The 21,652-nt window shown below is 64.0% G+C and carries 22 protein-coding genes; 10 read left to right on the plus strand and 12 right to left on the minus strand.

The window, feature by feature from the left end; genetic code table 11:
• Positions 1-165: 165 nt before the first annotated feature.
• Complete coding sequence (locus DPM33_RS04100; protein WP_112095757.1) at positions 166-2,928, plus strand: DUF2339 domain-containing protein; 2,763 nt, start codon at positions 166-168, stop codon at positions 2,926-2,928.
• Here the strand turns inward: DPM33_RS04100 and DPM33_RS04105 are convergent.
• Together DPM33_RS04105 and DPM33_RS04110 are read right to left on the minus strand one after the other, a co-directional pair.
• Positions 2,925-3,356, minus strand: coding sequence for a hypothetical protein (locus DPM33_RS04105; protein WP_342634314.1), 432 nt, complete (start codon positions 3,354-3,356; stop codon positions 2,925-2,927). The two genes, DPM33_RS04100 and DPM33_RS04105, sit on opposite strands and share 4 nt — an antisense overlap.
• Entirely contained in the window at positions 3,337-3,591 is a 255-nt protein-coding gene (locus DPM33_RS04110) for a type II toxin-antitoxin system Phd/YefM family antitoxin (RefSeq protein ID WP_112095759.1), read from the minus strand. The genes DPM33_RS04105 and DPM33_RS04110 overlap by 20 nt, the downstream gene beginning before the upstream one ends.
• A 214-nt stretch (positions 3,592-3,805) precedes the next feature.
• Here DPM33_RS04110 and DPM33_RS04115 point away from each other — a divergent pair, with 214 nt between their 5' ends.
• From DPM33_RS04115 to DPM33_RS04135, 5 genes are all read left to right on the plus strand, one after another.
• A complete protein-coding gene (locus DPM33_RS04115; RefSeq protein WP_112095761.1) occupies positions 3,806-4,324 on the plus strand; it encodes an RNA polymerase sigma factor in 519 nt (172 codons plus the stop codon).
• A complete protein-coding gene (locus DPM33_RS04120; protein ID WP_112095762.1) occupies positions 4,321-5,115 on the plus strand; it encodes an anti-sigma factor family protein in 795 nt (264 codons plus the stop codon). The genes DPM33_RS04115 and DPM33_RS04120 overlap by 4 nt, the downstream gene beginning before the upstream one ends.
• Positions 5,116-5,322: 207 nt before the next feature.
• Positions 5,323-6,420, plus strand: coding sequence for a GNAT family N-acetyltransferase/peptidase C39 family protein (locus tag DPM33_RS04125; protein WP_112095764.1), 1,098 nt, complete (start codon positions 5,323-5,325; stop codon positions 6,418-6,420).
• A gap of 3 nt (positions 6,421-6,423) precedes the next feature.
• Positions 6,424-7,887, plus strand: a complete 1,464-nt coding sequence (locus tag DPM33_RS04130; RefSeq protein WP_112095766.1) for a RimK family protein — start codon at positions 6,424-6,426, stop codon at positions 7,885-7,887.
• A 115-nt stretch (positions 7,888-8,002) separates the two neighbouring features.
• Positions 8,003-8,275, plus strand: coding sequence for a DUF3303 domain-containing protein (locus DPM33_RS04135; protein WP_112095768.1), 273 nt, complete (start codon positions 8,003-8,005; stop codon positions 8,273-8,275).
• A gap of 21 nt (positions 8,276-8,296) precedes the next feature.
• On the opposite strand, the gene DPM33_RS04140 is transcribed toward DPM33_RS04135, so the two are convergent.
• Positions 8,297-9,220, minus strand: a complete 924-nt coding sequence (locus tag DPM33_RS04140) for a LysR substrate-binding domain-containing protein (RefSeq protein WP_112095770.1) — start codon at positions 9,218-9,220, stop codon at positions 8,297-8,299.
• An 84-nt stretch (positions 9,221-9,304) separates the two neighbouring features.
• Between DPM33_RS04140 and DPM33_RS04145 the strand changes: the two genes are divergently transcribed.
• Complete coding sequence (locus tag DPM33_RS04145; protein ID WP_112095772.1) at positions 9,305-10,222, plus strand: fatty acid desaturase family protein; 918 nt, start codon at positions 9,305-9,307, stop codon at positions 10,220-10,222.
• A gap of 113 nt (positions 10,223-10,335) precedes the next feature.
• Here the strand turns inward: DPM33_RS04145 and DPM33_RS04150 are convergent, their stop codons facing one another.
• The gene (locus tag DPM33_RS04150; protein ID WP_112095774.1) at positions 10,336-11,247 is read right to left on the minus strand and encodes a LysR family transcriptional regulator; all 912 of its coding nucleotides are present in this window, start codon (positions 11,245-11,247) and stop codon (positions 10,336-10,338) included.
• Positions 11,248-11,412: 165 nt separating this feature from the next.
• Between DPM33_RS04150 and DPM33_RS04155 the strand changes: the two genes are divergently transcribed.
• On the plus strand, positions 11,413-12,111 hold the full coding sequence (locus tag DPM33_RS04155) for a type 1 glutamine amidotransferase domain-containing protein (protein WP_112095776.1): 699 nt from the start codon (positions 11,413-11,415) through the stop codon (positions 12,109-12,111).
• 70 nt (positions 12,112-12,181) lie between these two features.
• On the opposite strand, the gene DPM33_RS37370 is transcribed toward DPM33_RS04155, so the two are convergent.
• From DPM33_RS37370 to ygfZ, 8 genes are all read right to left on the minus strand, one after another.
• Positions 12,182-12,307, minus strand: a complete 126-nt coding sequence (locus DPM33_RS37370) for a hypothetical protein (RefSeq protein ID WP_281004773.1) — start codon at positions 12,305-12,307, stop codon at positions 12,182-12,184.
• Positions 12,308-12,335: 28 nt separating this feature from the next.
• Positions 12,336-14,330: an EAL domain-containing protein gene (locus tag DPM33_RS04165; RefSeq protein WP_245441985.1), complete on the minus strand. Its 1,995-nt coding sequence runs from the start codon at positions 14,328-14,330 to the stop codon at positions 12,336-12,338.
• 260 nt (positions 14,331-14,590) lie between these two features.
• Complete coding sequence (locus DPM33_RS04170; RefSeq protein WP_112095780.1) at positions 14,591-15,214, minus strand: class I SAM-dependent methyltransferase; 624 nt, start codon at positions 15,212-15,214, stop codon at positions 14,591-14,593.
• Between the two features lie 92 nt (positions 15,215-15,306).
• Positions 15,307-16,158: an SDR family NAD(P)-dependent oxidoreductase gene (locus DPM33_RS04175; RefSeq protein WP_112095781.1), complete on the minus strand. Its 852-nt coding sequence runs from the start codon at positions 16,156-16,158 to the stop codon at positions 15,307-15,309.
• A 138-nt stretch (positions 16,159-16,296) separates the two neighbouring features.
• A complete protein-coding gene (locus tag DPM33_RS04180; protein WP_112095783.1) occupies positions 16,297-17,340 on the minus strand; it encodes an AraC family transcriptional regulator in 1,044 nt (347 codons plus the stop codon).
• A 34-nt stretch (positions 17,341-17,374) separates the two neighbouring features.
• Positions 17,375-18,205: an oxidoreductase gene (locus tag DPM33_RS04185; RefSeq protein ID WP_112095784.1), complete on the minus strand. Its 831-nt coding sequence runs from the start codon at positions 18,203-18,205 to the stop codon at positions 17,375-17,377.
• A gap of 213 nt (positions 18,206-18,418) precedes the next feature.
• Positions 18,419-19,057 carry a YfbR-like 5'-deoxynucleotidase gene (locus DPM33_RS04190; protein ID WP_112095786.1) on the minus strand — a complete coding sequence of 213 codons (639 nt, stop codon included), beginning with the start codon at positions 19,055-19,057 and terminating at the stop codon, positions 18,419-18,421.
• Positions 19,057-19,920 carry a CAF17-like 4Fe-4S cluster assembly/insertion protein YgfZ gene (gene ygfZ / locus DPM33_RS04195; protein ID WP_112095788.1) on the minus strand — a complete coding sequence of 288 codons (864 nt, stop codon included), beginning with the start codon at positions 19,918-19,920 and terminating at the stop codon, positions 19,057-19,059. Before ygfZ ends, DPM33_RS04190 begins: the two co-directional genes overlap by 1 nt.
• 85 nt (positions 19,921-20,005) lie before the next feature.
• Between ygfZ and DPM33_RS04200 the strand changes: the two genes are divergently transcribed.
• Positions 20,006-21,337 (plus strand): dihydroorotase, encoded by a 1,332-nt coding sequence (locus DPM33_RS04200; RefSeq protein ID WP_112095790.1) that lies wholly within the window; start codon positions 20,006-20,008, stop codon positions 21,335-21,337.
• A 49-nt stretch (positions 21,338-21,386) separates the two neighbouring features.
• Positions 21,387-21,611 (plus strand): hypothetical protein, encoded by a 225-nt coding sequence (locus tag DPM33_RS04205; RefSeq protein WP_112095792.1) that lies wholly within the window; start codon positions 21,387-21,389, stop codon positions 21,609-21,611.
• Positions 21,612-21,652: the final 41 nt, after the last annotated feature.

Consider the following 21,652-nt stretch of genomic DNA (forward strand, 5'->3'; position numbering starts at 1 on the left):
CATGCCTCCGCCGCTTGCCATGTCGGCTTTGGATAAGCCTGCCGACCCGCTGGTCATCGGCCGTAAAACATGCTCGATCTTACCGGCCGGTAGAGCGCTCATTTGGTAGCCGTCTCATTGCCGCATTTGTCGGCCACGACTGGTCTGGTTTTGAGGGAAACCGCCATGTTTTTCAGCCTGATCGCCATTGCCGCCGTCATTGCTCTTTTCGTCATCGTTTCACGTCAGCAGAACCGCATCAGCCTGATCGAACGCGAGTTGGGCGCGTTGCGCAGCTTGGTGCTCTCAGGCGCCGCGCTGCCCCCGTCCAAGGCCGCTGAAGGCGCCCCGGGCGAAGTTATACCTGCGGCTGTCGCCGCTGAGCCTGCGGCTCGGGACGCCGTTGCTACCGAGCCCACCGCCGCGAAGCCGGGTGCCGCTGAAGCCGAGGTCGCGGCCGGGCCGTGGAAGGGCGAGGCGGGCAAGGACGGCGCGGCGGAATCCAAAAAAGCCGAACCGGCCGGCGCCGCCGCGCCCGCCGGGACAGCGGCGCCCGCCAAAGCCGCGCGCCAGACGGATGTCGAGACGGCGCTGGGCACACGCTGGGCGGTCTGGGTCGGCGGCATCGCGCTGGCGCTGGGCGGCGTCTTCCTGATCCGCTACACCATCGAGGCCGGCATTTTCGGCCCCGGCGTGCGCCTGACGATGGCCGCCATCCTCGGCCTTGTTCTGGCTGGCGGCGCCGAATTCATCCGCCGCACCGGCTTCAAGGTGCCGGTGCAGGGCGCCGCCGGCGCCTATATCCCGGCAATCCTCACCGGAGCCGGCGCCTTTATCCTGTTCGGCACGGTCTACGCCGCCCACGGCATCTATGGCTTCATCGGCCCGGCGACCGCCTTCGCTCTGCTTGGCGTCATCGGCGTCGCGACCATTGGTGCTTCGCTCGTGCATGGCTTGGCGCTGGCCGGCATCGGCCTCGTCGGCGCCATGGTCACCCCGGCGCTGGTATCGTCGCAGGCGCCCAATCCCTGGGCGCTGTTCGTCTATCTGGCGATCGTGCTCGCGGCGACGGCGGCGATCGCGCGCATCCGCGACTGGCAGGCACTGGTGGCGGCCGCCTTCGCCGGCACCGGCATCTGGACCATTCTCTATATGACCGACGCGCCGGGCGTGAACCTCGCAGCCGTGCTGTTCATCAGCCTCGCCACGCTCGCCGTGCTTGCCTTCGTCTGGCTTGCCCCGTTCTTGACGACTGGCCGCGACGACACGGAGCGAGGCTTCGATTGGCCGTCGATCGTGCCTGGCTTCTTCATCGCCTTGAGCGCGCTCGGCCTGTCCGTCGATCCGGCCTTTGCCAGTGCCGGCGATGCCTTGCACGGCGCGGTCCTGTTGGCCGCGCTGGTCGCGGTGGCGCTCTACCGGCCGCGAGCGCTGCCGCTGGTCTTTGCCGCCGGGATCGCCACCGTGCTGATCCATCTCGGCATCATCCCGCCCGCCACGATCGGCGCCAATGCGCTCGATGTCGGCCTGGATGCACAGCCCTTGGCCTCGTCCGACGCGCTGACTTTCCGCGTCGGCATCGCGCTCGGCCTGGTCTTCCTCGCCGCCGGCTTCTGGGCGGCACGCCGCTTCGCTGTCGCCGCGCCGGTACGCGCTGCTTGCTGGGCGGCCTGGGGTGTGATTGCCCCGCTGGTGGTGCTGCTCGCGCTGTGGCTGACCTTCGGCGATATCGACCGCGACCTCGGCTATGCGCTGCCGGCGCTGCTGCTGGTGCTGGCCCTTGCCGCTGGCGGCGAATGGATCGCGCGCGCCGAGGCGCCGCCGCTGACTGGCGGTCCGGCCGTGTCGTTCGCGCTTGGCGGCGCCGGCGTCGCCGGCCTGCTGATGCTGCACATGGCCTTCGGTTCAGGCTGGACGACCGTGCTGCTTGGGGCGGCGGCCATCATTCCAGCTTTCGCGACGCGATGGCGGTCTTACCCCGTGCTGGGCTGGATCGCGGTGGGCACGGCGGTCGCCGTGCTTGGCCGCGTTGCCTTCGATCCGACCATCGTCGGCGCGGCCTTTCTCTCCAGGACGCCGGTCTTCAACTGGCTGCTGCCGGGCTATGGCGTTCCGGCGCTCGCCTTCGGTTTCGCCGCCTGGCAGCTCGCCCGCACCACCAACGGCCGGCCGCGTCTTGCCATGGAGGCGGCCTCGGCGCTGTTCGCGCTACTCACCATTGCCATGCTGGTGCGCCATGCCATGCATGGCGGCGTCATCGATGCCGGCGCCGTGACGCTTGCCGAGCAGGCGATCTACACGCTGATCGCCCTCGGCGCCGGCGCCATACTGGTCGCCATCGACATGCGCTCGCCGAGCTCGGTTCTGCGCTATGGCTCGATGGCTGCCGGCGTGGTCTCGGCCGGCTTGATCGCGGTTCAGCACTTCGTCGTGCTGAACCCGCTGCTGACGGACGAGTCGACAGGCACGATCCCGGTCTTCAACCTTTTGTTCCTCGCCTACCTGCTGCCGGCCATCGCCGCCGGCGCGCTGGCGCTCTATGTCCGCGACAAGCGTCCGCGGTGGTATGCGGCAATGCTGGCGCTGATCGCCTCGCTGCTTGCCTTCGCCTATGCGACGCTCTCGGTGCGGCGCCTGTTCAAGGGCGAGTTCATCGCCTGGTGGAGCGGGCTTGGCCAGCTCGAGACCTACACTTATTCCGCGCTTTGGCTGGTCATCGGCGTGGCGCTGCTCACCGCCGGCGTCTGGCTGAAATCGCAGGTGCTGCGCATCGCCTCCGCGGTGTTGATCGCGGTCGCGGTGGTGAAAGTCTTCCTCTTCGACATGTCGGAACTGGAAGGCGTGCTGCGCGCGCTCTCCTTCATCGGCCTCGGCGCCGTGCTGATCGGGATAGGCCTGTTTTATCAGCGGCTGCTCACGCGGGCGGCGAGGGAGGGGAGAGCGGGCTAGGGTTTGCTCGGACCGTTGCCGTTATTTCCGGACAATGCCACGCAGCCGACGCTGGTTGGCTGCCTCTTTGATGAGGCCAGCAATCTTGCGCACGAACGCCGGACTGAAAGAACCGATCGGCTTGGTCGAGACAGGTCGTAAGCTTCGTCAGTCCGCACCCGGTTGTATTCGTCGAGAATCAGCCATGACGGAAAATCGAGGCCACCCCTCCGGCACTCGATCTCACTGACGGCAATATACGTGCGGGTCGCATCGGGTTGCTGCGAGGTGAGCGGGAACACGAACAGCGCTGCTGGCGTAGTGGGCGTTCTGACCACGATGCAGACCGGGCGCGCCTTGCGGCCGGATTCTTCGCCGGCGTCAGCCTGCCGCGCCCACAGATAGTAGTATCGAAGCAGATCGCCGGGTTTAAACATCATCCGGCTCATCACCGGCTATGATGGCTTCCAACCCCGACATCAGTTCGTCGTGGACCTCGTCCGGTGCGCCTTCCAGCGTGTAAGCGGCGGCATGAGACGAACCGACGAGCTGCCGGTATTGTCTGGCCGATAGGATGATCAGCTTTTCCTTGCCGCGTTTTGTAAGAGCGACGGGCTCGATCATTGCGGTTTCGAGGATTTCACCCGACGCGCGGTTCATATCTGAAAAAGTGAATTGCTTCATCGGCCACCATCATACGTAATATACCTAGTATACCTATATCACGTAATCAAACAATCCATCCTGCGCAGCTTTGGGCCGGGAATAAACCAGCCTGCGCCATCGTTTTGCATGTGCTTGGGTAATCGCAGCGGTTCGGCCGCTTCGCGCTGACGCTTGCACCGCGCCGGAAAGGCGCGTTCTATCGGGATGGAAAGCGACCTCGAAACAAGCGGTCATGGACGACAAGAAGGCAGCGATCCTGAGCGAAATACCGCGGTTGCGGCGCTACGCGCGCTCGCTGCTGCGCGATCGAGATTCCGCCGACGATCTCGTCCAGGATTGCCTGGAGCGGGCGCTCGTGCGGCTCGACAACTGGCAGACGGGAGAAAGCCCCCGGAGGTGGCTGTTTACGATCATGCATCACTTGTTCATCGACCAGATGCGCAAGGTTAACCGGCGCGGCGAGGCGGCGATGCTGCCTCTCGAAGCCGGGGAAGCCCAAGCCGCACCCGCCGATCAGGTCGAGACCATCGCCTCGCGCGAGATCATGGATGCCTTGCAGGCGATCAGCCCCGATCGCCGCGCGGCATTGGTGATGGTCGCCATCGAGGGCTTTTCCTATGCCGAGGCCGCCAACATCCTTGGCGTGCCCGCCGGCACGCTGATGTCGCGCATCGCGCGCGGCCGCGAGGAACTGCGAGGACTGCTCGACGACTCATCGCGCCGCCGCTCGATAAGGATCGTTGAAAAATGACCCGCCGCGATTTTTCCGAACGCGATATCCACATGGCCCTCGACGGCGAGCTGCCGGGCGAGGAGCGCATGGCCTATGAAGCCTGGCTCGAGGCCAATCCCGAAATGAAGGCGAAGTCCGCGCGCTACATTGCCGATCGCACCGCCATGCGCGCCGCCTTGGCCGGCGTGATGGACGAGCCGGTGCCGGCAAGGCTGCGGCAGGCGCTGTTCGGTCAGGCGCCAGCGAAAGCACCGGCGTGGCGCTCGCGCTGGTGGCTCTCGGCCGCGGCTGCCGTGGTGCTCGCCGTCGGCGGGTTGGGTGGCTATGTCGCCGGCATCGATAGCACCAGTCGCGGCGGCGAAGGCGACGACCAACTCGCCGAACAGGCGATCGCCGCCCATGTCATCTACGCCGCCGAGAAGCGCCATGCCGTCGAGGTCCCGGCGAGTGACAAGGATCATCTCCAGACCTGGCTGTCGAACCGCGTCGGGCTGAAGCTGGTCGCGCCCGATCTGGCGGCTCAGGGCTTCCAACTGGTCGGCGGCCGGCTGCTGCCTGCCGGCGAGCAAGGCAAGGCGGCGATGCTGCTCTACGAGGATGCCAAGGGTGAGCGGATTTCGCTCTTCGTCACCGCCGAATCGGCCGCAACCTCCAAGGGCACCTATACGGCCGAGGGGGGCGGACCGGAGGCGGTCTACTGGCTCGACAAGGGCTACGCTTGCGCCGTCGTCGGCTCGTTGCCGCCGGAGCGGCTTTCGGATGTCGCAAAGAGCGCCTATGGCCAGCTCCTGGCCGGCATATCGAGCTGAACCGGCTGCGTTTTTCGCCGGCCGGCCGCCCTTCGAACGGCAATTCTGTTCAAACACTTCGCCCTTTCCTGCCGTGGCGGAAACTGTCACAATTCGGCCCTAATCAAGGAGCGATAGCGCTTGATGAATGCTGGCGTTTCGGCCGGTGTTCGCGACGCATCCATCGGGGCCGTTTCCACAACCCAATCGAGGTTTTCCCAAGCCCGCATGCCTGCCGAGATTCGAAAGGCCCGCGCGTCAGACGTCGATGACCTCGCCGCCATCGAGAAGGCCGTCTTTCCGGGCGACAGGCTCTCGCGCCGCTCCTTCCGTCAGTTCATCGAACGCGAGACCGCCGAGATGCTGGTGGCCGAGAGCGAGGGCCGCGTCGCCGGCTATGCGGTGGTGCTGTTCCGCAAGGGCAGCGGCGTGGCGCGGCTCTATTCCATCGCTGTCGGTCCCTTCTTTGGCCGGCTCGGCATCGGTCGCCTGCTGCTGGTGGCGGCCGAGGAAGCCGCCTTCGAGCACGACAGGCTGTTACTGCGCCTCGAAGTGCGCGAGGACAACGATCGCGCCATCCGCGTCTACGAGCAGGCCGGCTATCGCAAACTGGGGCGCGAGCCCGACTATTACGAGGATGGCGCCACGGCGCTGCGCTACGAAAAGACGCTGCGCGGCGACACACCCACGGCGACCAAGGTGCCGTTCTATCAGCAGACCTGCGAGTTCACCTGCGGCCCATGCTGCCTGATGATGGCGATGGCCAATTTCGACATTGGCTTCGTGCCGGACCCGGTAATGGAAATCCGCCTGTGGCGCGAGGCGACCACGGTCTTCATGATGTCGGGCCCTGGCGGCTGCGAGCCTTTCGGCCTGGCGGTCGCCGGCTATGAGAGCGGGCTCGCCGCCGAGATATTCGTCTCCTTCTACGGCGCGCTGTTTCTGCAGTCGGTAAGGAGTGAGGACAAGCGCCGGGTGATGGAGCTTGCCCAGGTCGATTTCCGCCGCCGGGCGGAGCTTTACGGCATCCCGGTCAATTACCGTCCGTTCGGCATCGACGACATCCGCCAAGCCCTTGCCGAGGGCAAGCTGGTGGTGGTGCTGATCAGCGGCTTCCTTATGTTCGGCAAGAAGGTGCCGCATTGGGTGCTGGCCATCGGCGACGATGGCGACCATATCCTGATCCACGACCCCTGGGTCGAGGATGAAAGGCAGGAAACGATTCTCGATGCCGCGAACATTCCAGTGCCCTACGACATCTTCATGAATATGGCGCAGTTCGGCCGCGACGGTTTGCGCGCCGCCATCACTCTGGGAAAACGCTGAACAATGACCTGGGTAATCCTGACAGGCAGGCAGAACGATCTCGATCAGGTGGCCACACCCCACAAGATCATCACCAACCGCGACTATCTCGCCCATCCGGCGCTGTTCCGCGGCCAGCGGCCGAAAGTGATCAACCTGTCGAACAATTACGGCTATCAGAGCCGCGGCTACTACGCCTCGCTGCTGGCCGGCTCGCGCGGCCACAGGGTGATCCCGACGGTCGAGACGATGATCGACCTCTCGGAGCGCAAGCTCTACGAGCACGCGCTGCCGGAACTCGAGCTCGCTTTGAACAAATGCCGCAAGGACCTCGGCGGGACGTTTCCGGCCAAGGCGGCGATCTTCTTCGGCATCGGCCCGTCGAAAGTCTGGGACCGTTTCGCCAAGCTGTTGTTCGACTGGTTCCGCGCGCCGGCGCTGGAGGTCCATATCAAGGACAGCGCCGAATGGGCCTCGATCCGCAAGATCGGCTTCCTGCCGCTCGCCCGCATGACCGAGGGCGAGGAAGAGCTCTTCCTGCAATGCCTCGACACCTACACCAATCGCGAATGGCGCGACACCAAGGGCCGCACGCCGGCGCGCTACACGTTCGCGACGCTGGTCGACCCGCATGAGGAATTGCCGCCGTCGGAGATTTCCTCGCTGCGTTATTGGGCTCGAATCGCCGAGAAGATGGGCGTCGAGGTCGAGCCGATCACCAGGAAGGACCTCGCCAAGCTCGCCAATTACGACGCGCTGTTCATCCGCGAGACGACCTCGATCTCCAACCACACCTACCGCTTCGCGCGCCGCGCCCAGCAGGAAGGCATGCCGGTGATCGACGACCCGCTGTCGATGATCCGCTGCACCAACAAGGTCTATCTCAACGAGCTGATGACCTACAACAAGGTGCCGGTGCCGCCGACGGTGATGATCGCCGGCACGTCCGACTTCGAGGTGGCGGCGCAGACGCTGGGCTTCCCGCTGGTGCTGAAGATTCCGGATTCATCCTTTTCGCGCGGCGTCAAGAAGTGCGAGAACATGGCCGAGCTGACCAAGCTCGCGACCGAGTGGCTGGACGATTCCGATCTGCTGATCGCGCAGAAATTCATTCCGACCGAATATGACTGGCGCGTCGGCGTGCTCGGCGGCCAGCCGCTGTTTGCCGTGCATTACCTGATGGCGAAGAAGCACTGGCAGATCGTCAACCACAAGGCGAACGGCAAGCCAGACCAGGGCGGCATCAAGACCTTCACGCTGAAGCAGACGCCGCCGCATGTCGTCGAGACGGCGGTCCGGGCAGCAAAATGCATCGGCGACGGCCTCTACGGCGTCGACCTCAAGGAGACCAAGGACGGCGTCTTCGTCATCGAGGTCAACGACAATCCCAATCTCGACCACGGCTGGGAGGATTCCGGCGAGAAGGACGAGCTGTGGGTACGGTTGACGCAGTGGTTCCTGGAACGCCTGGAGCGGCCGGAGAAGTAATGGGGAACTGAAGAACTGAAGAATTGGAGCGGCTAGGGGAGGCCATCGGGCCTGACTTCCTCAGTTCCTCAGTTCCCCAGTTCCCGTTTCAAGATCACTCAAACCGAGGCAAAGAATGCTGTTCTTCGTGATCGAGGATTTCCACGGCGCGGACCGCAAGGAAATCTACCGCCGCTTTCGCGACAAGGGCCGCCTAAAGCCGGATGAACTCGTCGTGCATCACAGCTGGATTGCCGGCGACATGAGCCGCTGCTTCATGCTGGTGGAAGCCGACGATGCGACGGTGCTGCAGCGCTGGGTCATCGAATGGGCGGATCTCGTAGAGTTCGAGATCGTTCCGGTGGCCAGCAGCAAGGACATGGTTGTTGCACTGGCTGGTCACCTCTAAGCCGGGTTTGCTTTGCCGCCGTCAGGTCGATGGAGTGACCAGTGCCGCCGATCCGACGGCGCGCGCGCATTCCCCGATCAGCCATTCCCGGAACGCGGCCACGACGTCGCGCCTTGCGCCGCGTTCCGGGATCGTCAGGCAATAGGGCTGGCGCAACGCCAGCGATCGGGCGACGGGCCGGACCAGCCTTCCGTCTTCCAGTGCCTGGGCGCAGTAGACGCCTTGCGCGAGCGCCACGCCCAAGCCTGAAATGGCGAGATCGAGCGCTGCCCGTGACGAGTTCGCGGAGAGACCGCGCTGCGCCGCGCGGCTTGGCTCGCTTCCCGCGGCCTCGAACCAGTTGCGCCAGGATGGAAAGGATGCTCCGGTTGGTCCCCAATCGGTGTGGATGAGCGGCAGGCCGGCAAGGCTTTCGGATTTGGTCGCGCCGGCGAGCGTTGGCGCGCAGACGGGATAGACGGCGTCCCTGACGATCTCCTCGCTCGGATGGTCCCGGTAATGGGGTCCGTAGGAGAGGCGGATGTCGATAAACTCGTGGTCGAACGGGACGGGGTCGTCATCGCCGCGCAGAGAAATGTCGGCCGCGCCATGGCCGGCGACGAAGCCGGCGAGCCGCTCCGACAGCCAGCCCATCGCCATCGAAGGCGGCACCGAGATGACGAGCCTTGGCCGGAACGCATCGCCGCCGACATCGCGCGCGACGCTCCCGATTTCGCGGAAAGCCATGCTGAGCCTCGGCAGCATCTCGACGCCGGCCTCGGTAAGCACCGCGCGCCGGTTGACGCGGTGGAACAGTTTTCGCCCCATCTGCTCCTCGACGGTGCGGATAAGCTGGCTGACGGCCGCCGCCGAAACCGACAGTTCCTCCGCGGCGGCGGCAAAGCTGCCTGTCCGCGCCGCCGCTTCGAAGGCCTGAAGTCCGCGCAAGGAGGGAAGAGCGACCATGGCAATCCAAAAGATAAGGTGAGCTTATCTGTTTTACAGAAATCATCGTTTTTCGAAAGGTTTCTTTCTGGGTATCGTGAACGCATGAACGCAATCGACCACGACGCAACCGTCGACCATCGCTACGTCATAGCTTCGCTGACCAATGAAGAGCGCGGCCGGCTGACCGGCAAATCGGATGGCCCGGGGCTTGTCCAACTCGCTCTCCATCTCGGCGCGATCAACGTTATCGGCGCGCTGATCGCGGCCAAGGTGCCGTTCTGGCCGGTCCTGATGCTGCCGCAGGGCATCCTCATCGTGTTCCTGTTCACGCTGCTGCATGAAACGGTGCACCGCACTGCGTTCGAAACGCAGTGGCTGAACGATATGGTCGCGCGTTTCTGCAGCCTGGCGATCGCGCTGCCCGCCGACTGGTTCCGTTATTTCCACTTCGCCCATCACCGCTTCACCCAGGATCCGGAGAACGATCCGGAACTGGCCTTCCCGAAGCCCGAGACCTTGCGACAATACATCGTCCACGTTTCAGGCCTGCCGGTATGGCGGGGCCATTTCATGACCCTCTACACCAATGCGACTGGCGCCTGCCGCGACAGCTATGTGCCGCCCAAGGGCCTGCCCAAGGTGAAGGCCGAGGCGCGGGCGATGATAGCCTTCTATGTCGCGGTCCTGGCGCTTGCCGTCTGGTTCAAGGCCTATGTGCTGCTCTATGTCTGGATCGTGCCGGCGCTGCTTGGCCAGCCGTTCCTGCGGCTCTATCTGCTGGCCGAGCATGGCCGCTGTCCCTTCGTCGCCAACATGCTAGAAAATACGAGGACCACCCTGACCAACTGGTTCGTGCGCAAGCTCGCCTGGAACATGCCTTACCATGCCGAGCATCACGCCTATCCCGGCGTGCCGTTCCACCAGTTGCCGGAATTCCATCGGCTGATCGAGCGGCATCTCAAGGTGGTCGAGCCCGGCTATGTGAGCTTTCACGAGAAATACATCGAGGCGTTGCGCTGACCGCAGGGCTCACCCGGACTGGCGCAGCGCCCGCTCTCAGTGGGCCCATTCGGCACGATGAATGGCACGGTTCGGCTCTTTGCGGACATCAATGCCAATACAAGAAAGCCGTCTTAGGTCGCTTCGGAAGTCATTTCTTTTGCCACCTCGCTGATCATCGAACGCAACCACCTGTGGGCCGGGTCGTGGCGATAGCGAACGTGCCAGGCCATCTGCACCGGAAAAGTGCCGAGATCGACGGGCGCCGGTAGTACCTTCAGGCGCGGATCCCGTGCAAGATTCCGGCAGACAAGGCTCGGCAGCGTTGAGCAGTAGTCCGTGACGGCAAGCATCTCAGGCACGGCAAGGAAGTGCGTGACCGAAACAGCGACCTCTCGCTTGAGGTTTTGATGCTCCAATGCCTGGAAGAGGCCCGCGCGCAGCCGGCCCGGTGGGAGCACGTTGACGTGCTTGAGCCTCTCATACTGCTCGCGAGAAATGCGGTCCTGAATTTCGGGATGGTCCTTGCGCACCACGCAGGCCAGCCCATCATCCATGAGATGCTGGACGACAAGGTTGTCCGGCGGTTCGACGATCCGGCCAAGCACCATGGCCGTGGTGCCGGAAATGACGCCGGTCTCGGCGAGATCGTTGCCGAATGCCGTCATGCGCAGCTTGATCCCCGGCGCTCGCTCACGCGTCCTCGCCACGAGGGCCGGCATCAACACCAGCTCCACGTAGCTGTTGGGGGCGAGCGTGAACAGTCGCTCGGCGTCGGCCGGCTGAAACTCCTGCTGGTTCGAAATGAGATCGTCCAGTTGCGCCAGCGCTGCTTCGATCGTTGGAGCGATCTCCTCGGCGAGTTGCGTCGGCCTTATGCCGTACCGTTCCCGGATGAACAGCGGATCCCGCAGTGTGTCTCGCAGGCGGTTCAGCGAATTGGACAGCGCTGGCTGGGTGATGCCCAGTCGCGCCGCTGCCCGTGTCACGCTGCGCTCCTCCATCAGGGCCACGAAAACCGGAAGCAGGTTCAGGTCGTATCTCATTGAGATATATTCTTATATGAATATCTGAAATCAAAGAAGTAAATTTCTGAAATATGTAGGTGAGTGCCATTATCCGCTTGTCGATTAGCCGATGCGGCTGATCGAGCTACAAATCAACCGGCGGCGATGCCCTCACGGCGCGGCATCTGACGAAAGGATCCGACAATGAAAGTCCTCATGGTACTCACCTCCCACGATACGTTGGGCGACACCGGCAGGAAGACCGGCTTCTGGCTCGAGGAACTGGCAGCGCCGTACTACGTCTTCAAGGACGCCGGCGCCGAGATCACGCTGGCCTCGCCGAAGGGCGGCCAGCCGCCTCTCGACCCGAAGAGCGACGAGCCGATGTTCCAGACCGACCTTACGCGGCGCTTCAACGCCGACGAGGTCGCCAAGGCGCAGCTTGCAGAAACGGTGCGCCTGGACAGCATCGACCAGAAGGATTTCGATACGGTATTCTACCCTGGCGGCCACGGTCCGCTGTGGGATCTGGCCGAAGATCCGAATTCGATCGAGCTGATTGAATCCTTCATCGCGGCCGGCAAGCCGATCGCCCTGGTTTGCCACGCGCCGGGCGTCCTGCGTCACGTGACCAACCCTGGCGGCAGCCCGTTTGTTCAAGGCCGCTCCGTCACCGGCTTCACCAACGCCGAGGAAGAGGCCGTAGGTCTCACGAAGGTCGTGCCTTTCCTCGTCGAGGACGAACTCATCAGCCTCGGCGCGGTCTTCTCCAAGGTCAAGGATTGGGGCGTGCACACGGTGGTCGACGGCCGGCTCATCACAGGTCAGAACCCGGCCTCATCGGGTGAGGCGGCGGAGGCGCTTGTGGCTGCCCTGAGCCAGATGAGGACCAAGGCCGCCTGAGCTGGCTCGAGCATCGTGATCTGCCGACGGCTTGCGCCGGTGGCAGATCACTCTCGGAGACCGGAGTTTGTCATTGCTTGTCCAGCATCACGCCTATCCGGGCATGCCGTTCCATCAATTGCCGGCATTCCACGACCTGATCGAGCGCCACCTCAAAGTGGAACCCGGTTATGTCAGTTTCGGCGAAAAAATGCATCGAGACGCTGCGTTGACGGTGCTTGGCATCAACCGGATTGGCGCAGCAGCGCCTGTGAGCGCAGCAGCCCGCCTATGTCGGACGCCTTGGTTGGCACCCCGATCAGATAGCCTTGCGCTTCGCCGCAGCCGGCTTTGCGCAACATGTCGAGCTGAGCTTCGGTCTCGACGCCTTCGGCGGTGACGGTGATGCCGAGCTCCAAGCCGAGCCCGATCACCGTGCGCACGATCGCCGCCGTGTCGCGCTTGTCGAGGTCGCGGATGAAGGAGCGGTCGATCTTGATCTTGTCGACGGGAAAGCGGCGCAGATAGCCGAGCGAGGAATAGCCGGTGCCGAAATCGTCGAGCGCGATGCGCACGCCGAGGCCGCGCAACTGGCTGAGCGTCTTCAGCACCGCGTCGCTTTCGTCCATCATCACCGTCTCGGTGATTTCGAGCTCCAGCCGCTCGGCCGGCAGGCGGGAAAAGGCAAGCGCCGAAATCACGCTGCGGGCGAAGCCGCCGCTCTTGATCTGCGCGGCTGAGACATTGACGGCCATGCGCATGTCGGGCGGCCAGCTTGCAGCCACGTTGCACGCCTTGCGCAGTGCCCAGTCGCCGAGTTGCACGATCAATCCGGTCTCCTCGGCGACCGGGATGAAGTTTTCCGGCGAGACGAGGCCGCGCGCCGGCGAGCGCCAGCGCATCAGGGCTTCCGCGCCGACGATTGCGCCGGAGCCTATGTTGAGGATCGGCTGGAAATCGAGCTCGAATTCGCGCTTGGGGAGTGCTGCTTCGAGTTCGACCTCGAGCGCCCGGCGCTCCCGCATCAGGGCATCCATGCCCGGCTCGAAGAAGCGATAGACATTGCGGCCTTCGCTCTTGCCCCGGTAGAGCGCCATGTCGGCGTTGGTGAGCAGCGTGTCGGCATCGTGCCCGTCGCCGGGATAGAGCGCGATGCCGAGGCTCGCGCCCACATGCATTTCGCGCCCCTTGTCGCGATAGGGCTTGCCGACGATCTCGACGATGCGCTTGGCGAGCTTTTCGGCGTCGGCGGCGCTCTTGATGCCGGACTGGATGATGGCGAACTCGTCGCCGCCGAAGCGCGCCACCACGTCCTTGCTGCCGCGCACGGCGTGCTGCAGCCGCTTGGCGACGCATTTCAGCAGCCAGTCTCCGGCCGGGTGGCCGAATGTGTCGTTGACGGCCTTGAAGCGGTCGAGGTCGAGCGAGAAGATCGCCAGCGGCCCGGCCTTGGCCTCGCCGAGCGCCTGGTCCAGCCTTTCGCGAAACATCGAGCGGTTGGGCAGGTTGGTCAGCGTGTCGTGATGAGCAAGATGCGTCATGCGCTCTTCGACGCGCCGCCGCTCGGTGACATCCTCGAAGGTGGCAACCCAGCCGCCTCCGGCGAGCGGCCGGCGCGAAACAAACAGCGTTCGGCCATCGACGAACTCGCGATAGCTCGAGCGCGACTGGCCCGCGTCCAGAGCCGCCTTCGTCTTTCCCACCTCGATATCGATTTCAACGGGCATGAAGATGCGCAGGGCAACGAGTTTCTCCAGCATCTGGCCGTGCGTCATGCCAAGCGCGAAATCCGCGGCCTTGGCGTTGCACAAATCCAGGAAGCGCTGGTTGCGCACGATCAGCCGGCCCTCGGCGCTGTACATCAGCAGGCCCTGCGACATGTTGGCCAGCGCGGCGTCGAAGCGGCGGTGCTGCTCCTTCAATTCCGCTTCGGCGCGCCGCTGTTCGGTCACATCCTCGTAGATCGACACCCAGCCGCCGACGGCGATCGGCCGGTGCGAAATGACGATAATGTGCCCATCCGACAGCACTTCCTCGTAGGTCGAGGGCCTGGCGCCGTCGATATAAGGCTTGCGGATCGCGTAAAGCGCCGCCGCGCTTTGCGCGGCAATGCCGATATCGACGCTGTGCTGCAGGATATCGAAGAAGCGTATGCCCGGTTTCACCATCTTGGCGTCGAGATGGAAGATGTCGATGTAGTTGCGGTTGCAGATGATCATCCGCTCGTCGGCATCGAACATGCACAGGCCATGCGACATGTTCTCGACGGCCGCCGAAAAGCGTTCATTTTGTGCACGAAGTTCTTCCGCTATGCGTCGAGCCGGACCAATACCGGCCGTTCTTCGCCTGCCGGCGGCCGAGCCAGTCTTGACATGTGCGCCAGGCATGAGCACGCCTTCGGACCGTGACCGAACGCAATACTGTCGTGGTCGCCGGTTAATTTAGCGTTCTTTTATGGGGCTGGTTCATGGCAGGAAAGTTTGCTTCTGACCGGGCGCCGTCAAGCGTTCGTCCGGGATGGCTCTCTAGCGCTGTTAAAAGCCGCGGTCTTCATCGTGCGGCTTTGGCGCCTGGAGATCCTGTAGACGGAAGCAGGCGGGACATTCAACATCGTGCGCCCAACATACGTCGCCGCGAGGTCCAGTCCTTCGAGGATAGGTCGCGCGACCGGACAGCGGGGCCCATAAGTGAATTGGTAGAATGCCGCGCCGGGTCGCAGATGCGCGAACGCGCCGTCGAGAATTGCTATCACCTTCTGGTCGGGCATGCTCAGCAACGGCAGGCCGCTGATCACGGCCCCCACCGGTGCATCGCGAAATTCCAACTCTCCCACACAGGCCGCGTCCATCCGAAGCACGCGGGCCCCAGGATATCGAGCTTCCAGATGTCGAGCGAAGTTCTCACCATATTCAACCAAAGTGAGGTCTTCCGGCCGCACGCCGCGCTCCAAGAGTTTTGCCGTGAAGACGCCGGTACCGGGTCCCAACTCGATCACCCGTCCCGTCTCGGAAGTGATGTCCTGGGTGATGATCCTGGCGAGCGCGTTGCCGGATGGAGCGATGGCAGCCACCCGCAGCGGTGCGGCCATCCAGGACCGAAAGAACATCCAGAAATCGCTTTGCATTGAGCCTCCTCGGAAGAGCCTGTGAGTTTCTTGAATGAATGTCGTGGCCGACAAAGCGAGAATTGCCGGCCCGCGACTTCCGCCTGGTCCTGCTAAAGCGCCGCGATGGTATGTTTCCTCGGAGTGCCCTGAGCCGCGTTCGACAGAGCCTGCCACGCCTCCCAGGTGGCCAGACGGTCGGCATAGGCTGCGCGGGCGGCCGGCAGCCCTTCGGTGCCGACAAAGAAGCGCAGCGGCGGCTCTTGTAGATCGACGATCTTCAGTACGGCTTCGGCCGTGGCCTGCGGATCGCCGAATTCCATTGCCGCGCCCGCGGCGAAGACCTGAGCCTTAAGCGCCGCATAGGCCTCTATACCGCCGGACATTCTAAGCGACGATTGGCTGGAGAAATCCGTTGCATAGGCGCCGGGCTCCAGCAGCGTCACCTTGATGCCGAAGCTCTTGACCTCCTGGGCGAGGCTTTCGTGCAGAGCCTCGAGCGCCCATTTGGAGGCGTTGTAAAAGCCTACTATAGGGCTTGCCACGATGCCCGAGACGCTGGAGACGGCCAGGATATGGCCGCTGCCTTGTTCACGCAGCAGTGGCAGGGCGGCCTGGATTACGTGCAATGCACCAAAGAAGTTGGTTTCGAATTCGGCGCGGACGGCCACTTCGGCCGCTTCTTCCACCGCGCCGACCAGCGCGTACCCGGCGTTATTGAGGACGATGTCGAGGCGGCCGAAATGGCGATGCGCCTGCTCGACCACTTCGGTGGCCTGACCGCTGTCGGTCACGTCGAGGGCCAGCGGCAGTAGGGCGTCGCCGTAATTCTTCTTGAGGTCGGTCAGGCTCGCTGGGTTGCGAGCCGATGCCGCCACCTTGTCACCGCGCTTCAGCGCGGCCTCGGCCCAGATGCGGCCGAAACCGCGCGATGCGCCTGTGATGAACCATATTTTGTCGGACATATCTTCCTCGTCGTTCGGGTTAATTCGACGAGGGTTTGGTAGCGCTCTCGGGTGGATCCCGCAGTGACGAAGGGCGCCAACCGACTTGCGTAAAGCGCCAATGGCGCGGCAGACCCCAAGACAGTGCGAGATGCGATTTTAGTGAATGAGGCCGCCCGCAACAGCCGGTTTAAAACGATCGAAATTGAGCTCCCGCCAACGGTTGGGCGTCGTACCCTCCCAGTCGCGGAAGGCACGATAGAAGGAACTGGTATCCTGGTAACCGAGCAGGCAGGCGACCTCGTCGATGTCGGCCGAGGGGTCGGCCAAGAGCTGTCGGCCGAGTTCCTGTCGCGCGTTGACGAGAAGCTCGCGAAAGCTCGTTCCTTCCTCGGTAATGCGCCGCTGCAGCGTGCGTTCGCTCATGCCAAGCTCGCGCGCGATGTCGGAAAGCTCGGGCCTTCCGCTGGCAAGGCTTCGCTTCAGAACGATCTTCACCTGCTCACTGGTCGAGCTTTGCGCCTGGAGCTCGCCCAGCGCAGCGGAAAGTGCAGGGGTGAGAATCTCGAGAAGCTCGGGGTTGTGGCCCGGAAAGGGGCGGTCGAGATCGGCGGAGCGCAGAACCAGCAGGTCGCGAGCCGACCGGTAGCGGATCGGACATCCGAAATAGCCACGATGCGCGTCGCTCCTGTCCTCGGATCGCGTGAGTTCGACACGAAGAGGCAAAAGATGCTGCCCTGTTCCCCGTCGGCCAAGTTCGACCAGAAAGGCAAACGCGACGTCGGTGGCAACCGCGGGCGTCGGTTCGGCGGCGTAGATCCACTTGGAGCTTATCGCGCATTCACCGTTCTCTTCGGCGACATGCAGCTGCTCGGGCGAGCAAAGGCGTTTAAAGCGAGCAATCCGGCCGATGCCGTCCCGATAGTTGCGCGCGTGGAAGGCGGCGAGCGTGGAGGGCGGATGGATCGCGGTGTCGGCGACCTCGACCAGCCGCAAGCCCAGATCCGGTTTCGCGTAGAGCTCTTCGAGAGCCCTCCACAGCGCGAAATATTGGGCGGTCGTGACGAAAGCCTGTTCGTTGAGGTGAAGGGTGGCGGGAAGCCGGGCCTGCCGCAACACGGCTGGCGCGGGCAGGCCGACACGCTCCACAGCCCGCCAGAATGCGCGCGGCACCTTGCATCTGTCGCCCGGAACGCCGCTCATACCCGGTTTCTCCTGTTCGCGCAGCTTGCGCCGCTCATTTCATCTGGCTGAGGATCAGGCGGTCGAACATGCGATCGCCGAACCACTTCCTGACGCCGATCATCATTTTCGCATACTTGCCGGCGGCGTAGCGCGTCCGCGGCCTGCCCGATCGCACAGCCGCCGAGACCACGTTGGCGATAACGCGCGGGTGGCTGCCGAGCCCGTGGCCGTAGCTCGCTTTCGTCGCCTTCGCCACCGTCTGGGCCACCTTCGCGTAGACGCTGGCGCCGGATCGCTTCAAAAGCCCGTCAGCGACGACATCGCCGAACCCGGTTTCGATAAGGCCCGGCTCGACGACCACGACCTTGATGCCGAAAGGGGCAAGCTCGAGCCGCAGGCTGTCCGACCAGCCTTCGAGCGCATGCTTGGTCGCGTGATACCAGGCGCCAAGCAAGGTATAGATTTTGCCGCCCATCGAGGTGATGTTGACGATCGTGCCTGCCTTCTTCCGGCGCATCGCCGGCAGCAGGAGCTGCGTCAGGCGGGCAGGGCCGAAGACGTTCACTTCGAACTGATAGCGCGCTTCGTCGATGCCGATATCCTCGACCGGCCCATAGAGCCCGAAGCCCGCATTGTTGACGAGGACATCGACACCGTCGACTTCGGCGAGGATGCCGGTGACCGCCGCGCCGATATCGGAGTCCTTCGAAATGTCCATGCGTAGCGGGCGTGCCCCGAGCGCCGCTAGGTCTTCCATCTTCTCCGTCTGGCGCGCGGCCACGTAGACCTGAAAGCCGTCCTTGATCAGACGCTTGGCGATTTCCTTACCCATGCCGGACGACGCGCCGGTCACCAGGGCTGTCTTCTTGTTCCTGTCAAACATGATTGCCTCTCTCATCTTGCTTGACGGAAATCTAGGACCAGGCGCTGGTCTGTTCATTGACGAAGCGCGCCATCACAGCAGCAGATTACGCCAAAGCGACGGCTGGTAGGTCCCCTGGGCAATTCCAGGAAGAATGTGAGCGGTTTCCGTCCGGAATTGCATCAAAACAAAGAGATAGAGCGGTTCGCCGTGTCCGCGAAACGGTGGAACGCCCTAGGTCGTCGAATTCACCGCAAGCGAAGACTGGCGCTTGGCTTCCAGCGTCTTGAAACGCTTGAGAAAAGCCGTTTGCGCCCAGGTCACGGATTTTGGCGTGACGTCGAAGCGGTCGGCGGAAAAGCCGCGCGGCCGGCCGAAATACTCGGTCGCCTCCGCGGTCGAAAAGCCGGCCAGCAGCGTCGCCTCGTAATAGGCGGCGATCTGGTCGGCGCGCTTGATGTCCTTGCCCAGGGAGGCAGTGAGCTCCGCCGGCAGCGAGAAACGCTGATGGATGGCGCGCTGCAGGCGCGACTCGCAGTCCTTGTAGGAGCCGCCCATCACCGATTTGAACGGCGAGATCATGTCGCCGATGACATATTCGGGCGCATCGTGCAGCAGCGCGGCAAGTCTTGCCTCGGCGCTGGCCTCCGGCGCCAGCTCGCCATAGAGCGCCTCGACCAGCAGCGAATGCTGCGCGACGGAGAAAGCGTGATCGCCGCTGGTCTGGCCGTTCCAGCGGGCGACGCGGGCAAGGCCATGCGCAATGTCGGCAATCTCGATGTCGAGCGGCGAGGGGTCGAGCAGATCGAGCCGCCGGCCCGAAAGCATGCGTTGCCAGGCGCGCGGCGGCGCGCCGGCCCGGTCGGCCGCCATCAGGCCTCCTCCGCGCTGGCCGCATCCTGCGGGAAGGTGAATTTTGCCCAGGCGGGGATCGCGAGCGTTAGCGGGGTCTCGCTGGCTATGATCCCCTCGCCGGAATCGAGCGCCGCCTTGACGCGGTCGATACGGGCGATGGCAAGACCGGTCCGGCCGCCGACGGACCCGAGCGTGCCCACTGGCCGGCCGGCAACGGTAAGCTCGGTTCCCGAAGCGGGCAGGGGACTTTCGGCCGAGGCGATCAGCACGCGGCGCCGCGCGGTGCCACGATGCTGCATGCGCGAGACCACTTCCTGGCCGATATAGCAGCCCTTCTTGAAGTCGACGCCGCCGGTTTCGTCGAGCAGCACGTCATGCGGGAAGGCGTCGCCGAGCTGGTAGTCGGAACCGCTTTCGGCAATGCCGTTGGCGATGCGCAGCGCCTGCCATGCTTCGGGATCAGCGCCCTCCTTTGGTTCACCGCCATAGCTGCGCCTTACCGCAACATCGCGGAAGCGCGTGTCGGCGAGCGCCGTTGAATCAGAAACTGAGCCGCTTGAATCATCGCCCCACGCAACCGTGACAAGGGTCTGATCCTGCTTGGCAATATCGGCCTTCGCCCTTAGCCGGTAAAGCATCAGCCGGCGCATGAAATCGTCGGCGATGTCGGCCCGGCATTCCAGCTGGAAGCCGTTGTCGATGGTGCGCGAGATCAGGAAATCGAACAGGATCTTGCCCTGCGGCGCCAGCAGCGCGCCTGGCTTTGCCTGACCCGGCCCGAGCGCGTCGAGATCGGTGGTGAGGATGTTCTGCAGGAAATGCTCGGCATCGGGGCCTGACACGGAAATGAGCGCGCGGTCTTTGAGCTGGGCAAAGGGCATGAGGGTAAAATCGGCCTGATCTTGCAAAACGTTCGGTCATTACGTAAGCCGGCCACACTCCCCCCGCAAGAGATTGGACCTGCCAATGGCAACCACCTTCGACCTCATCCTGACAGGCGGCACGGTGGTCAACCACGATGGCGAGGGCGCGCGCGACATTGGCGTGAAGGCCGGACGCATCGCGCGGATCGGCGATCTCGGCCAGGCCTCGGCCGGAGAAACCATCGACTGCACGGGTCTGCACATCCTGCCGGGCGTCGTCGACAGCCAGGTGCATTTCCGCGAGCCGGGACTGGAGCACAAGGAAGACCTGGAGACCGGCTCCCGCGCCGCGGTGCTCGGCGGCGTCACTGCCGTCTTCGAAATGCCCAACACCAATCCGCTGACCGCCAGCGAGGCGGCGCTCGCCGACAAGGTGCGCCGCGCCACGGGGCGCATGCATTGCGATTTCGCTTTCTGGGTCGGCGGCACGCGCGACAATGCCGGCGATGTCGGCGAACTGGAACGGCTGCCGGGAGCGGCCGGCATAAAGGTGTTCATGGGCTCGTCCACCGGCGATCTCCTGGTCGAGGACGATGAAGGCGTCGCGTCGATCCTGCGCAACACCCGCCGCCGCTCCGCCTTCCATTCGGAGGACGAGTTCCGCCTGCGCGAACGGCTCGGCGAGCGCGTCGAGGGCGATCCGTCGTCGCATCTCGTCTGGCGCGACGAGATCGCCGCGCTGCGCTGCACCGAGCGCCTGGTCCGCATCGCCAGACAAACGCGCGCGCGCATCCATGTGCTGCACATCTCGACGGCCGAGGAGATCGTCTTCCTCGAACAGCACAAGGATGTCGCGACCTGCGAGGCGACGCCACATCATTTGACGCTGAGCGCCGACGACTATGCGCGGCTTGGCACGCTGATCCAGATGAACCCGCCGGTGCGGGCCCCGCGCCACCGCGACGGCGTCTGGCAAGGCATTTCGCAAGGCATCGTCGATGTGCTGGGGTCCGACCACGCGCCGCACACTCTGGCCGAAAAGGCAAAGACCTATCCGGCCTCGCCGTCGGGCATGACCGGCGTGCAGACGCTGGTGCCGATCATGCTCGACCATGTGAATGCCGGCCGGCTCACCTTGCAGCGTTTCGTCGACCTTTCCAGCCATGGCCCGCAGCGCATCTTCGGCATGGCCAGAAAGGGCCGCATCGCCGCCGGCTACGACGCCGATTTCACCGTCGTCGACCTGAAGCGGCGCGAGACCATCACCAACGCCCAGGCCGGCTCCAAGGCGGGCTGGACGCCCTATGATGGCAAGCAGGTGACCGGCTGGCCGATCGGCACCATCGTGCGCGGCACGCGCGTCATGTGGGAAGGCGAGATCGCGACGCCCGGCCAGGGCAGGGCGGTCGAGTTTTCCGAGGCGCTTCCGGTTTAGCCTGCCAACATTGGATTTGTTAAGCGCTCTGCATTATCTTGGGTGCGCTATGACCGCCAATATTGCGCCGATTATTCCTGCAGAGTTTCCCGAGCTCCAGGCGCTCGCCTGGAACCGCGATGTTGCGCGCCCCATCCCGGCGAAAGAGGCCTTTGCGCTTTACGAGCGCAACTGGCGATTTGTCGATCAAAAGCGCCTTACGGCGCGTGAGAAGCTGCTTATCATGAAGTTGGCTGACGAATTCGGCCACGGTATCCTTCTGACCACATCGTGACAATCCATCTTTCTGTCCTGGACGCGCGCAATCACTGCGCC

Origin of the sequence: Mesorhizobium hawassense, from assembly GCF_003289945.1 — a bacterium.
GTDB lineage: Bacteria > Pseudomonadota > Alphaproteobacteria > Rhizobiales > Rhizobiaceae > Mesorhizobium > Mesorhizobium hawassense.